This window comes from Planctomycetia bacterium (genome assembly GCA_015075745.1).
Classification (GTDB): domain Bacteria; phylum Planctomycetota; class Phycisphaerae; order UBA1845; family UTPLA1; genus UTPLA1.
In genome coordinates this window covers 1,029,897-1,043,039 of record JABTTW010000002.1, presented here as the reverse complement: position 1 = coordinate 1,043,039, position 13,143 = coordinate 1,029,897, and the positions used below count along the sequence as shown (strand labels likewise).

11 protein-coding genes and 1 pseudogene are annotated in these 13,143 nt (G+C 58.2%); 6 read left to right on the top strand and 6 right to left on the bottom strand.

Annotation, left to right across the window (positions count from 1 at the left end):
- Positions 1 to 47: 47 nt before the first annotated feature.
- Both HS101_17810 and HS101_17805 read right to left on the bottom strand, forming a co-directional pair.
- Positions 48 to 524: a hypothetical protein gene (locus HS101_17810; GenBank protein ID MBE7508122.1), complete on the bottom strand. Its 477-nt coding sequence runs from the start codon at positions 522 to 524 to the stop codon at positions 48 to 50.
- Entirely contained in the window at positions 521 to 2,113 is a 1,593-nt protein-coding gene (locus HS101_17805; protein MBE7508121.1) for a UbiD family decarboxylase, read from the bottom strand. The genes HS101_17810 and HS101_17805 overlap by 4 nt, the downstream gene beginning before the upstream one ends.
- A 204-nt stretch (positions 2,114 to 2,317) precedes the next feature.
- Here HS101_17805 and HS101_17800 point away from each other — a divergent pair, with 204 nt between their 5' ends.
- From HS101_17800 to HS101_17775, 6 genes and pseudogenes are all read left to right on the top strand, one after another.
- A complete protein-coding gene (locus HS101_17800) occupies positions 2,318 to 2,968 on the top strand; it encodes a PilZ domain-containing protein (protein ID MBE7508120.1) in 651 nt (216 codons plus the stop codon).
- A 105-nt stretch (positions 2,969 to 3,073) separates the two neighbouring features.
- Complete coding sequence (locus tag HS101_17795) at positions 3,074 to 4,018, top strand: decaprenyl-phosphate phosphoribosyltransferase (protein ID MBE7508119.1); 945 nt, start codon at positions 3,074 to 3,076, stop codon at positions 4,016 to 4,018.
- A gap of 55 nt (positions 4,019 to 4,073) precedes the next feature.
- Positions 4,074 to 4,462 (top strand): annotated as a pseudogene (locus HS101_17790) (VOC family protein).
- A gap of 154 nt (positions 4,463 to 4,616) precedes the next feature.
- Complete coding sequence (locus tag HS101_17785) at positions 4,617 to 5,243, top strand: RNA polymerase sigma factor (GenBank protein MBE7508118.1); 627 nt, start codon at positions 4,617 to 4,619, stop codon at positions 5,241 to 5,243.
- Positions 5,244 to 5,245: 2 nt separating this feature from the next.
- Positions 5,246 to 5,836 carry a hypothetical protein gene (locus tag HS101_17780; protein ID MBE7508117.1) on the top strand — a complete coding sequence of 197 codons (591 nt, stop codon included), beginning with the start codon at positions 5,246 to 5,248 and terminating at the stop codon, positions 5,834 to 5,836.
- Between the two features lie 98 nt (positions 5,837 to 5,934).
- Entirely contained in the window at positions 5,935 to 7,269 is a 1,335-nt protein-coding gene (locus HS101_17775; protein MBE7508116.1) for a PDZ domain-containing protein, read from the top strand.
- A gap of 275 nt (positions 7,270 to 7,544) precedes the next feature.
- On the opposite strand, the gene HS101_17770 is transcribed toward HS101_17775, so the two are convergent.
- The 4 genes from HS101_17770 to HS101_17755 form a co-directional block, all read right to left on the bottom strand.
- Positions 7,545 to 8,534 (bottom strand): sigma-70 family RNA polymerase sigma factor, encoded by a 990-nt coding sequence (locus tag HS101_17770; GenBank protein MBE7508115.1) that lies wholly within the window; start codon positions 8,532 to 8,534, stop codon positions 7,545 to 7,547.
- A gap of 1,144 nt (positions 8,535 to 9,678) precedes the next feature.
- Positions 9,679 to 10,800, bottom strand: coding sequence for a flotillin-like FloA family protein (locus HS101_17765; protein MBE7508114.1), 1,122 nt, complete (start codon positions 10,798 to 10,800; stop codon positions 9,679 to 9,681).
- 113 nt (positions 10,801 to 10,913) lie between these two features.
- Positions 10,914 to 11,444, bottom strand: a complete 531-nt coding sequence (locus tag HS101_17760; GenBank protein ID MBE7508113.1) for a hypothetical protein — start codon at positions 11,442 to 11,444, stop codon at positions 10,914 to 10,916.
- Between the two features lie 38 nt (positions 11,445 to 11,482).
- Positions 11,483 to 13,096 carry a hypothetical protein gene (locus tag HS101_17755; protein MBE7508112.1) on the bottom strand — a complete coding sequence of 538 codons (1,614 nt, stop codon included), beginning with the start codon at positions 13,094 to 13,096 and terminating at the stop codon, positions 11,483 to 11,485.
- Between the last annotated feature and the right edge of the window lie 47 nt (positions 13,097 to 13,143).

Here is a 13,143-nt window from a genome sequence, read left to right as displayed (position 1 = left end):
AGCGAGGAAGCAACCAAACATGGTGAAAAACATGAACGGCGGCACGGCTACAGAAAACGAATCACCGTACCACAGGCACAAAAAAGACCGATGGCAAGCAAAACGGATGACCAGCTAACCTCGAAATAGAACCGGAGAATGCCCCCAATGGCCAATGAAATGAGAATGAACCAAAGCATCATTGCCCCCGCCATTGTGATGAAGCCGCCTACATATCGCCTTACGACCACAAATGAGCCTGGGGGCACCCAGTTGATGACGGCGAACGAGGCAACGATGAGCACAATCCCAAGCGCCTTTCGCCCGCCGTCCCACTTGGTGGCACGGACGAAACTTTGAACTTCCTCGGAAGTCTCGATCGCCCGGTGACGTGCTTCTGAAAGTGTGAAACTGTCCCCACACTCAGGGCACCGCCTCGAAACAAGACCGGTGAGGTTGTAATCGCAGTTCGGGCAAAGGTGCAGCGGGCTTGCGGGCACCGGCAACTTTTCTCTGGCTGCCTCCAAACTGTGTCGCTCAATCATTCGTCGATTCCGTACTCGCGCCACCGTCTGTCGACGAGCCCGCGAATCTCGTCAGACATAACGAGTCGTTGGGGCCAGTCGCGCACAATGCCTTCGCCGGGAATCTTGCGAGTCGCGTCGATGCCCATTTTACTTCCTGCGGCAAGATAGGGCGCGGAGTGGTCGAGAATATCCATGGGGCCGTCCACCATAAACGTATCGCGTCGCGGATCCACGTTTGCGCCAACCGCGAACATGACTGCCTGTTCATCGTGGACGTCAACGTCGTTGTCGACGATGACGATGAACTTGCTGAACATCATCTGCCCGGCGCCCCAGATGCTGCTGGCGACTTTGCGTGCCTGGAGAGGGTACTCCTTGTGAATCTTGACGAAGCAGAAGTTGTGAAAGGCGCCCCATTGCGGCAGGTTGTAGTCGACGATGTCCGGCACAAGCATCTGGAGCAGCGGCAGAAAGATGCGCTCAGTGGCCTTGCCCATGTAGTAGTCCTCCATCGGCGGCAGGCCGACGATGGTGGTCGGGTAAATGGGGTTCTCCCGATGCGTGACGGCCGTAACGCGAAGCGTCGGAAACTCATCCGCGAGGCTGTAGAAACCGGTGTGATCCCCAAAGGGACCCTCGCGGGCGGTTTCCCGCGCACTCACGAAGCCCTCGATGACAATCTCCGCGTTTGCCGGCACGTTGATCGGAATCGTCTTTGCCGGAACAAGTGGAATGCCCCCATCGTTAAGGAATCCGGCGAAAAGTAGCTCGCTGACATTCGGCGGGAGGGGGCAGGTGGCCGCATAGGGCAGGACGCTTTCGCCTCCGAGGACAATGGCGACCGGCATGTCCTTGCCCTCCGCCGCCCACATTCGGTGGTGCCGCGCTCCATCATGGTGCATGTGGCAATGGAATATCGCGGACTTAGCGCCGGTGACTTGGATGCGGTACATGCCGATGTTCGGCTCGCTGCCGTCGGGAGCAGTCGTGTAGATTCCCGGCAGCGTGATAAATCGACCTTGTGCAGCGTCCTGGGACCCCGAGCTTAGGGCCGCGGAATTCATCGCCGCCCGTTTCCGCCCAACGATGACATCTTCATCGCTTCCGCCATCGTGGGGCCAGCATTTGATGATCGGCAGTGCCAGTAGGTCTGCATCGCCCGTGTGAACCACCTCCTGGCAGATGCCGCGCTTGACGACCTTCGGTCCAAAGCCCGCGATCTTCGCAAGCTCCGGAAGCATCTTCATCTTTTCCATAAACGAGGTCGGCGGTTCCGGTTTGATGAGCTTCTGTACCTTGGCAGCCAGACTCTCAAAATCCTCGCAGCCCAGTGCCATGCGCATTCGTGCGTAACTGCCGAAGAGATTGATTGCCAGGGGAATGCTACTCCCCTTTACGCGATCGAACATAAGCGCGTGTCCTCCGGTGCCGCCGTGAACTGGATCGGTTTTCGGCGCGACGTGCAATCCCTCCGGACAGGGCGACTTGCTCACACGATCCGCGATTTCAGTAATCTCCAGGAGCGGGTCAACTTCTGCGCGAATTCGCTTCAGTTGACCCGCCTTCTCCAGGGCGTCCACGAATGACCTCAAATCTGTATACGACACGCCGAACTCCTTCACTGCTGTCCACTGCCCACCAATGTCGCTGAATGTTATCCGCAGAACGTACCTTGGGGAGTGTTCAGAACTTTCACTAATTTTCGGACCTGAAGCGGCTAATCGGAAGTCCGCAACCGCTCGGACCGATGAGCCGATGCTGTGCACCCGTCGAGTCTCGATGGCGATTGCGTACCGATTGGGGGTGAAACAATGGCGGAGGAACCGATCCGGCTCGGCGACGATGGCACGGAAAATTCCTCACCCAATGATTGCCTCATCCCACTGGAGCCCAACAACGGGGCAACCACGCTGGAGGTCCAGGATAGCCTGCGCGAAGAAAAGGGATCGCGAATTACCGCCGATCCCACTGACCGCGCGGTGCGCAGCCATCGCAAGGAAGCCAGAAAGTCGATCGAGGGAGTCTGGGTGCTGCTTGAGCCAGACGCGAATTGCGGCGGCAGTATGCAGGTCGAGTGCCCGTTAGTTGACATATCACTCGCAGGTTTCTCGGTCATCTATGACAAGGCGATCAGCGTCGGCACGAAGGGTTATGTTTCATATCGAAACATGTGCGACAAGCCGATCCGCGTGGCCTTTACGATAAAGTGGTGCATTCGTCAGTCCCAGTTTCGGTACCTCATCGGCGCGAGCTTGGACAAGAGGCTCAACATCGAAGATCGAAGGCCCGCGAAAACACGCCCCGGACGGCATGTTGTTTCGGGCATCCGCGCTCGCCGGATTTTCGATGTGGCACCGGTTGCATCGCCCGCATCGGCGAATCACGATTTCCGATTGCCGGCGCCGCACGTCATCTCGCCCCAGGTCGGAGAGACTGAGGAAATCCCCTTGGCGGATGATTGAGCACCCCTGAGCAAATCGCGTCTCCGCTTAAACGGGCCGTCGATTGACGATTCCCCAGTCGATACTTACCGTACATTGTCCGATCAGGCTTTGGAGCCCTTTTTCATGGTCCGAACGCTCAGTGCTGTCATACTTCTCTTGCGACCGGCCCAGTGGATCAAGAACATTTTCTTGTTCGCGGCGTTGGTGTTCGGTGCTCGCCGAGGCGAGCCGGAGGCCATTTTGTTGTGCGGCACGGCATTTGTGATTTTCTGCCTGCTCTCCGGCGCCGTTTATGCCTTCAACGATATGCGCGATTATCGTGAGGATGCGTTGCACCCCACGAAGAAACGTCGCCCCGTCGCAAGCGGCGCGATTTCCCCTGCCATGGCGGGCGGGATCGCCGTCTTGCTGGCCATCGTCGCTCTGGCTTGGTCCCTGAGACTACCCGGTGGCTTCGCAATCACGGCGCTTAGTTTTCTAATCCTTAATCTGGTCTACACATTATGGGGCAAGTACCAGGTTCTCTTGGACGTCATCCTGATCGCGATGGGTTTTGTCATGCGGGCGCTGGCGGGCGCCCAGGCGATCGACGTGGAAGTGTCGGCGTGGCTGATCATTTGCACCTTCACACTGTGTCTTTTCCTCGGCTTCGGAAAGCGCCGCTGCGAACTAGCCGTGTTGGAGACAAGCGAAAAAGCGGCCGCGCACCGGGCCACGCTGGCAAGATACAATCCGGGCCTGCTGACGCAGCTCCTGGCGACCAGCGGTGGTATCGCGGTCATCACTTTCCTTCTCTACACGCTCGACCCCAGCACTTCATTCCACTCGCTCGTGTTCACTACGCCGATCGTTTTTTACGCTATTTTTCGATATGCGACGGTCATTGAGCTGGGAGAGCGAACCGGACCGACGGATGTCCTTGTGAATGATCGTCCCTTCCTGATTACCGCGATTGCCTGGACGATCATCACGATGGCCCTGGTCATCTATGGCGAACAGATTGAGAAGTACCTCCCGAGACTGAGATACCCTGGCCAGACTCACGGCCAGGTCATGTCCGACAAATAGCACCTGTCAGAATAGTGGCGGGTGACATTCCAGATCGAGATTCGACGCATTCATCGTGGCTCAGCGAATTGCGATGATCGCCGTAATGGTTCGCCAGTCGATGAAGCAATTCGCTTCTACACGGACAAGCTGGGCTTCGAATTGTTGGAAGATACAGACCACGGCAAGGAGAAACGCTGGGTGCGAGTTGCGCCGCCAGGCGAGGGATCGGCCGAGTTCCTTATGGCGCGGGCTGTCGATGCCGAACAATCCGCGCGTGTCGGGAACCAGACCGGCGGCCAGGCTTTTCTCTTTCTAGAAACGGATGACTTCGAACGTGATTACCGACTGATGTGCAATCGCCGTGTGACGTTTGTAGAACCACCCCGAAACGAGCCCTATGGGAAAGTAGCGGTCTTCGTGGATCTCTATGGCAACAAAGCTGACCTTATAGAGCCGGCGTGATTCATGGTCGATCCCATATCGCTAATTCGCGAAATCCTCGGCACATTGCAATTGACATAATTCTCTGACAAGTAAGTGGTTATGGGGCTTTGGGCCTCTGCCGGCATTGGATGAGCGAACCAGCCCCCGCCCCGCAGCGATAATCATGACAGGAATGGCATTGCAAGCGTCGTCTATTAAGTCAGAGGTGGACGTGATTGCGGCAGGGACCCCAGAAGAGGTCGATCAGTCGCTGATCGCCGCTGCGCAGCGTGGCGAGCGGAGCGCGCTCGATGCGTTTGTGCGACGAAATGATCGGTGGGTTCGCAGCGTTATTTACACCACTTGCGGAAGCACGCCCCATGCAGACGACATCGCCCAACATATATGGATGCGTGTATGGGAGCAGATCGGCACGCTGGTGGAAATCGCCCGATGGCGAGGCTGGTTGTACATGCTGGCCCGAAATGCCGCGATCGATGCCGGACAGAAATCGAGCAGGCTGCGAAAGCGGCAGGCGTCGCTCCCGGACAATGGCGAGCACGTCGCGACGCAGTCCGAAGAGCCGGCGCTTCGCATCGCCCGTGCTGAGGACGAACGTCGCATACTCAATGCGATCAAAGGGCTGCCTACGATCTACCGCGAGCCATTCATGCTTCGACACCTTGAGGAATGGAGCTATGCCCGAATCGGCGAGGCCCTCAATTTGCCCGTGGACACGGTTGAGACACGATTGGTCCGGGCACGGAGGATGCTGCGTGAGACCCTCGCTGATTTACAGGCTGGAGGGCAGGTGAACTGAGAATGAACGATCATCGCGACAATTCCACTGACTCTGTTAGCGAACGTGCTGAGCTCCTGATTTGCCGCCGCCTGGATGGCGAGCTGAATCTCGAAGATGCTCGCGAGTTGGAGTTAATTTTGGCTCATACGCCTGCCGCGCGAAGGATGTTGGCGGATTATGAGCGGCTCGATGGTCTGGCTGCGGCGGCCCTGAGGGCGGATTCTCAAAATGCGAAGACGGCGGTCGCGCCACGACGCACCGGCGGCTTCAGGCTCGCCGCTGCCGGCGCCGTGCTGACAGCGGCCGCCGTCGTCGCCTTGTCATTCCTGCCCAACTTGTGGCGAGCGAGTCGGACGGGCGACGGGCAGGTTGCTCTCGATCAGGGCCGTGTGGCGCCCACTCAAACGATGGGAACTCCATCTTCGACCGATGTTGCCCCGCAGTTCGTCGACTATCGCAACATGAACTATCAGCCGTCGCGGCGGCAGCAGGATGTCCTGAGGGACGTCATTGGTGTCCGGGCTAAGGACCAGAAAAATCGGGACGTCATCTATATTTTTGAACGGAATTCCGAGGCGACTCGGATCATACCTATATCCGGCGATTTTTAGTCGTGCCGGCTAGTGCGAGCCTTCAGGAGCATCCGGCTGTTGCGGCCAACGGTGTTCGTCAGCCACGAACCGGATTCGCGAAAAGGAGTTGTAAGGACATGTTGCCAATTCAGACTATCTTGATGCTCACTGCCGGCTTCTATTGGCCCGCGGTCAATATCGTCGCTCCTGCCGACGGCGTCCAACCGACGAAAGTCGTGATTGAGGCGCAGGCGTCGGCCGACGGCGGGGACGGCGCCCCACGCATTATTAAGTTCAACGGCAATGCAATCGCCACCGGCGCAGATGCCGGAGTCTGGGTGGCTGCGGCGCCCGCAGACCCGATCGCAGGTCAGCACCAGGGAATGAAACTACGAATGGTCGCTCCCGAAGCGGCGGATCTTCCGGCGGGCGGCCCATGGCTCGGCGTGCAGTTTGGCCCGGTTCCCAGGCCGCTTGCAGCTCATCTCAAACTGGGCGATGACAAGGGGCAGATGATCCTGAATGTTGCCGAAGGTTCTCCGGCCGACGTCGCGGGACTTCAGCAATATGACGTGATCACCGCACTTGACGGCCAGTCGGCAGCGGGCGACATCGGTGCGTTTTTAGAGGTCGTTCGGTCCTGGCTGCCGAATCAGTCGCACAGCCTGACGATTATGCGAGGCTCGCAGCAGATCCAACTTACCCTCACCGTTGGCGCCCGACCGGCCGCCGATGCTATGCCGAAATTCAAATATGAGTCAGCCGTCGAGGAATTGGCGAAGGACCGGGTTTTCGGTCGAAGCGGCATGTTGCAGAAGGACGACCAGGGCAATTGGACTTTCAATGGGTTTAATTCGCAAAACCTCCCGGACTTCTGGAAGTCCATCCCAGACGTATCTGACTTGGATTTCAACATCATGGTGCCCGGCCCCGGCGATGGTCAGCAAAACCGGCTTTTCGTACAGAAGTCGGAAGGCGAGGAAATTCGCATTTCCACGGATGCCGACGGTCAGGTCACGGTGACGCGGACAAAGACGGAAGACGGCAACTCAACGACCACCACCAATACTTATCCAAATCAGGAGGAATTTGCCGCGGCCGAGCCGGACTTGTCGAAGCGATTCTCCTTCAACGATGAGAACGGCTGCGCGATGTTTTTTGGCCCGGACGGCAAGGCTGGTGCTCATGCCTTCAAGTTCCTCTCCAAAATGGACCCGAACGCGGCTGACTTTCAAGGGCTGCTCCATGAGCACCTGAAGGACCTTAAAGACCTGCATGGATTCTCGTTCGCATTTGGAAAGCCGCAGACCCGGTTCGAAATCGAGCCGAACGGCATGGTGAAGGTGACGACTCGCAGCGGTGAGGACGAGCTGGTTGAGCGATTCAACAACGTGACCGAGATGCAGTCTTCACGGCCTGACCTGTATGAAAAGTATCAGCGGTTCCAGGAGCAAACGAGCTCCAAACAGTAGCCTACCTTAATCAGAATCAACCGGGACGCGCGAGAGCCGTCCCGTTCAAACTCCCACTCCACCCTCGATGATGGGTCGGTCTCACTTGTGAGTCCGGCCCATCATCGCTTTTTGGGCCGTGCGATGACATCGTTGATAATGGGCCCGGGTAAAAACGCTAAACGGCCGCGAGTGAAATCAAGAATCGGATCCCCCGATCGATTCTGCAATCACCCGCGGCCGTCTTCAAATCTCATTTGTTCGGCCGGTTAAGGCTCATGGAAGCACTATCGGCATCACGCCGCAAGGAAGTCGTCCTGGAGCTTAGTCCGCAACTTCTCGAGGGCACGATTCTGAATCTGGCGGACACGCTCCTTGGTCACGCCGATCAGCATGCCGACCTGCTCGAGCGTCCTGGGGCCGTCGCCCTGAAGGCCTTCCACGGCACAAAGTGAGAAGCGTGCCTTGATGACCTTTGATTCCACCTCGTTCAGTTCGGCCAGGTTTCGGGCCAGAATGCTGCGTAGATCTTCGACGCAGCCGACTTCCGCCTCCGTCCTCTGTTGATCGAGAAAATCGCTCTTCTCCAGCGAAGGATCAAACTCGGTCGGGAAGCGATTTCGATAGCGACTCGACCGCATGGCCACGCGGCTGAAGCTTTTTAGGATGGCTCGGCAGGCATAAGTGCTGAACTTAAAGCCGCGGCTGCAGTCAAACTTATCGACGCTTCGCAGAAGGGCCATGTTGCCCTCGCTGATGAGTTCGGCGTAATCGACACTGCCCAACCGCGTCCGCTTCGCCATGGCGAGGACCAGCGGAACGTTGGCCTGAACGATCTCGCATCTCGCCGCCATTGCCTGAGCATGCCAACCCAGAAGTTCATGGGCGACCTTCGCGGTCAATCGCTTGCCGACGAATTCCTTGAGGATCTGGATCATCCGCAATCGGGCGTGATTCAGACGAAGGAAGAGGCGAACTTCGTTGTCCGTCGAAAGTGTGACCGAGGGCATGGCGGAGGTATCGGAGGCGTTGCACCACTGGCGCGTCGCGTCGAGGACCTCGGGACATTCAGAGAATGCCTTGCGAAGTGCCGCAGGCTTGGAAAAGAGCACATGGTCGATGTACTCAATCGGCTCGGCAATGATTCGACGCAGCCGAAGGCGGTCCTCCGGGCTGAATCGGGCCAGGACCGCAGGCGCCGGTCCCCGTGCACTGGGCTGAAAGACCTCTCGCATCGAGACGGTGAGAGCTTGCTTACGATCAACGTGAGTGGATTCTGCTGACATTGGACGGACTCCCACGGCCTCCAAGGGCCAAAGGACCGAATGCCGCGAGGGCAGACCTCTACCGGCAGGGGACGGTCGCTCGGTACCACGTACCGGATGACACGACGCACCGACGGTCGGATCGGGCAGACGGTAATTTTCTACTTCCAGGGTCTCGATAGATGCTCGCTCTCAGCCATCTATCAAGCTGTCGACCCGTGTTCGGTAGGTCGACTCTTCGGGGGGAGCCAAAGGTTGCTGCGGACAAGTAGAAGATAGCACAGAAATTCGAGTAGGCAAATTTCAGCTAACGATAAATGTTTCTCGGAACATCAGATTTTCGTCGTGAGATCACATAAGCTACGTTGAGACAGTGACTTAGCACTATTAAAGTTATTCAATAGAAATCGGTAACTGTCATACGTCCCATGTTATAACAAGACAAATAACACTGAATATAGGTCATCGCGTGTGTATATGCACTTATCACATGGATTCGACGGTGGGTAGCAAAGGGCGATAATCCCCAAATGGCGAATGGCTATTCCCGCTCGTCTGCCCCCTGCCATCCGGTCGGCAGGTCTCGTAGGCCAAGAGGGGGCTTGAGTATCTCTGACCAAACGACCGCAGAGCGAAGCGTTTGCGCATCTAGGCGTCGGATACCTCTTGTGGGCGTTGAAAATGGCTGCTCCGACGAATTACCCCGAGGGGCTTCCGAGGTCGCCAAGTCGAGGTGGGTCCGGGCAGACGATGAGGTCTTGGGGGCAAAGGGCTGTGAGGCCTTCCGAGCGATCTGTGCCACTGCAAGATCGTAAACGTCATTCGGCATTGTCGTCGGCTGATCGAGCCGCCGAACCTGACGAGCGGGACGTGGCTCCCCGGGAAGGGGCGGAACAGGCCTGGGTGGTGTACTGGGGACCGAATGGTCGAATGTCGGTCCAGCGCTCAATAGTTCGGGCATCTCGTCGTGTTCCTCGTCGGGGGACGACCTCGCCTCCTGACGCTTTGCCTCGGCTCTTTTCTTAAGAGCGTTGCCCAGAACGCTGATTACGGCAAAGAGCACGAAGGCAATCAGCGACGTGATGTCTTTGTCGGCCAGCAAAAGCACAGTCAGCGCTCCAGGGTACAAGTCTGTCATCCTTACGAGGTGTCTCAGACTACTCTGTTACTGTTTAGGTCCGGCGCCCTTGTCGCCGACGTCCTTACCGATCGCATCCCTCATCCCGGTGTCGGCCTGGATGTTTCGCAGCCGGTAGTAGTCCATGATTCCGAGGTTGCCCGATCGGAACGACTCGGCGATTGCCAGTGGCACCTCCGCCTCGGCAAGGACCAGCTTCGCCCTGTTTTCCTCGACGAGGGCCTTCATCTCCGTCTCGCGTGCAATGGCCATCGCGCGCTTTCCTTCGGCCTCGGCCTGCCGTTGCTGTTTGTCAGCGAGGGCTCGTTCCGTATCGAGGAAGGCGCCGACGTTGGCCCTGTCAGTCACACCGGCCACGCTGACGTCGGCGATGTCGACCGAGACGATCTCGAAGGCGGTCGCCGCGTCCAGTCCCTGGGAGAGGACCTTTCGTGAGATATTGTCGGGATTCTCCAGAACATCCTTGTAAGTGGGTGACGAGCCGACGGCACTGACGATGCCCTGCCCCACGCGAGCGATGATCGTCTCCTCCGTCGCACCGCCGACGAGTCGCTCCAGACACGTCCGAATCGTCACGCGGGCCTTGATCAACAGGCGAATGCCGTCCTTGGCAACCGCGTCCAGCCGGGCATCCGGTCCCAGGGACGCGAGGGGACAGTCGATGACTTTGGGATTCACCGACGTATGAATGGCGTCGAGTATGTCGCGACCGGCAAGATCAATGGCACGGGCGGCGTCAAACTCAAGGTGAATTCGGGCCCGGTTGGCTTCGACCATGGCGGTGACGACCTTGCCAACATCTCCGCCGGCGAACAAGTGCGCCTGGAGTTCGTCGATGGTGATGGGCAGTCCCGCTTTGTGAGCGGTGATGATGCCGGTGACGCAGGCCAGCACGTCATTTGTGTTTCGGCGAACCAGAAAGATGCTTTCGATCGTCGGCGTCGCCAAGTCGATGACGCCCGCCTGAGTGGCGGATATTCGGGCGTCCACGATGAGCGAGGCGTTGACGCGCCGCATGAACATACCCACCAGCGAGCCAAAGCTCACCGGCGCGCCGCTGAATCGCGCCCGAAGCCAAAGCTTTCCAAAAGCGAGAACCACCAGCACGAAGGCGAGTACGAGTACAAACCCCAAAAACCCGGCGCCCATCCAGATGTATTGGCCCAGGTCATTTGATTGAGCGAGAATCATAGCGTTCATGATGACTTCCTTAGTTGGCGAAGCGATCGACCATTTGCGATGCCGGTTTGGTCGGGTTGCATTTAGGATGCTGACGCGGGGTCACGGATTTCCTCGACGACGATGCGAGTACCTTCGATCAGCACGACGCGTACGCGGGCACCGACGGCGATCACCTCGCCGCTGGAGACAACACTGACGCGGCGGCCTCCGAACTCGGCCGTGCCGCTGGGTCGGAGCATGGTGACAACGCTGCCTTCCATGCCGATTTGTGTCGGGCTGACTGACGCAGAGGCAAATGACGGAGGTATAGGGTTTGCGAGCTTCTTCGGCTTGGACTCGCCAGGAGCACTCAGAATGAGTTGACGGCCGATCGTCGTCTTGGGCAGGACCTTGAATGCTATAACGATCGCGGTCGGAACGATCACAGCCTCGATGACGCCAACAACAACGGCCGCATACATGCTGTATTGATAAGCGCAGACCAGGCTGCCGATCAGGCACCCGATGGCGGCAATTGCCAAAATGCCGGCGGACGGCAGCACGACCTCAATCACCGCGATGATGAGACCGGCGGCAAACAGGACCAGAGACCCGATCAACCATTCATTCATGATTCGATTCAACCGCCGGCGAGAAAGGCACAGGCCTGTCAGGCCTGCGCGCGCAAAGTAGGCCGCACTACGACACGGCCGCCTGAGATTTCTACGACTTCCACTTCGTTATCTGGGTCAATCAATTCACCATGTGCAATGACATCAACGCGGCGCCCGTTTATCTGAGCCTTACCCGCCGGCCGAAGACTGGTCAAGGTACGGCCGATGTCGCCCACCTCGACGGCGCTCGGCGTGGCGAAGCTCACCTGGACGCCCGCGACGGCGGCGCTGGTCGGAGCGGCCGGCGCGAGAAGGAGCGATCTGCCACCGGGGATTTTCGGGAGGAATTTGTTGAGCACCCACGCCCCGCCAATGGCCAGGGCCGTCCCGCCGAACACGACCTGCAGTCCGGTCTTGAGGCCCAGCCAGGTGCCCGGCAAACGGGGAACAATGATCGGGCCCGGCTCGGCAGGGACAAATGTCGCAATGAATCCGACGAACACGAAGAGAATTCCGGCAATTCCAGCAATGCCAAATCCGGGGATGACGAAGATCTCCAACCCGATGAGTATCAAGCCGAATGCGACGAGAAGAATCTCCCACATGTCGGCGAGCCCTGTGATATACGGCGCGCCGAGAAATACGAACAAAGCGGCCAGTGCGATGGCGCCCCCGACAAAATGACCGGGCGCGTTGAATTCGGCATAAATGCCAAGCCCAATCAACATCATGAGAATCGTCCGGATGATTGGTGAGCTGAGGAAATCGGCGACGCCTTCTGCCCAGTTCGGCGTAAGCCGGGCCAACTCCCCGGAAATCTGATAAAAGGCCTTCAACTCGTTCTCATTGCTGACAATCGCTTTGGCAAAGCCAAATGCAACGGCCTCGGATTGCGTGAGAGTGAGCAAGTCCCGGTCTTCAACGACGGGCTGGCGGACCACGAGCGCCTCGCCGGTCACGGGATCTTTCATCTTCTCAACCAGTTTCCAGGCACTGCCCTCTTCTCCAAGAAGCTGCTCTTTGTCCTCCTTGGTAACAAATTTGCGATCACTGCCGTCCTTCTTCTCGATCCACCAGATCTCGCTGCCCATGCGTACCATGGCCTCGCAAAGGTGGAGGTCATAGTGCCGGCGGTGGGCACTGTCGCGAAACTCCTTCAGGATGGGGCTTTCGATCTTCGCTCGTTCCGTCTCGCCTAACTCCTGCAACCCATCCGTCGGAGAAAGCAGAATCGGCGCGCAGTCCCCAATCTTGCTCGCGCTGGCCATCACAATTTCGTTGCAGGCCAGCGAGATCATGGCGCCGGCGGAGAAAGCAGAAGGCTTCACCCAAGCGACAGTGTGCATGTCGGTCAGGTTTTTCAAGTAGGTGCAGATATCCAGCGCGCTGGAAACCAGTCCGCCGGGTGTGTCCATTTCGAGAATAAGCAGAGTGGCGCCCTGCTCTCGCGCCTCGTCCACGCGACGAACTAGGCTGGAGAAGGTGACATCGTTGATTTCGTCCTTAATGGTGATCACCGCGGCCGTGCGAGGCTTCGCGACCTCGGTTGATTCTGATTCCGCCGAAACCCTGGATGCAAACGCGACGACAAGACAGAACGCACCCAGAAACAAGGATGCCGTGTTGACTCGGTGCAATTCAATCGATTGAAGTTTCGGTGAATTTGTCATGCTAGGTGCGCCCGTGGGCAGGGTGTCTGGGCCGATGGGTATTCTTG

Bases quoted from the DNA above. Each gene is read 5' to 3' on its own strand.
- HS101_17810 (MBE7508122.1), bottom strand. From the start codon at position 524: ATGATTGAGCGACACAGTTTGGAGGCAGCCAGAGAAAAGTTGCCGGTG.
- HS101_17800 (MBE7508120.1), top strand. From the start codon at position 2,318: ATGGCGGAGGAACCGATCCGGCTCGGCGACGATGGCACGGAAAATTCC.
- HS101_17795 (MBE7508119.1), top strand. From the start codon at position 3,074: ATGGTCCGAACGCTCAGTGCTGTCATACTTCTCTTGCGACCGGCCCAG.
- HS101_17785 (MBE7508118.1), top strand. From the start codon at position 4,617: ATGGCATTGCAAGCGTCGTCTATTAAGTCAGAGGTGGACGTGATTGCG.
- HS101_17780 (MBE7508117.1), top strand. From the start codon at position 5,246: ATGAACGATCATCGCGACAATTCCACTGACTCTGTTAGCGAACGTGCT.
- HS101_17775 (MBE7508116.1), top strand. From the start codon at position 5,935: ATGTTGCCAATTCAGACTATCTTGATGCTCACTGCCGGCTTCTATTGG.
- HS101_17770 (MBE7508115.1), bottom strand. From the start codon at position 8,534: ATGTCAGCAGAATCCACTCACGTTGATCGTAAGCAAGCTCTCACCGTC.
- HS101_17765 (MBE7508114.1), bottom strand. From the start codon at position 10,800: ATGGGCGCCGGGTTTTTGGGGTTTGTACTCGTACTCGCCTTCGTGCTG.
- HS101_17760 (MBE7508113.1), bottom strand. From the start codon at position 11,444: ATGAATGAATGGTTGATCGGGTCTCTGGTCCTGTTTGCCGCCGGTCTC.
- HS101_17755 (MBE7508112.1), bottom strand. From the start codon at position 13,096: ATGACAAATTCACCGAAACTTCAATCGATTGAATTGCACCGAGTCAAC.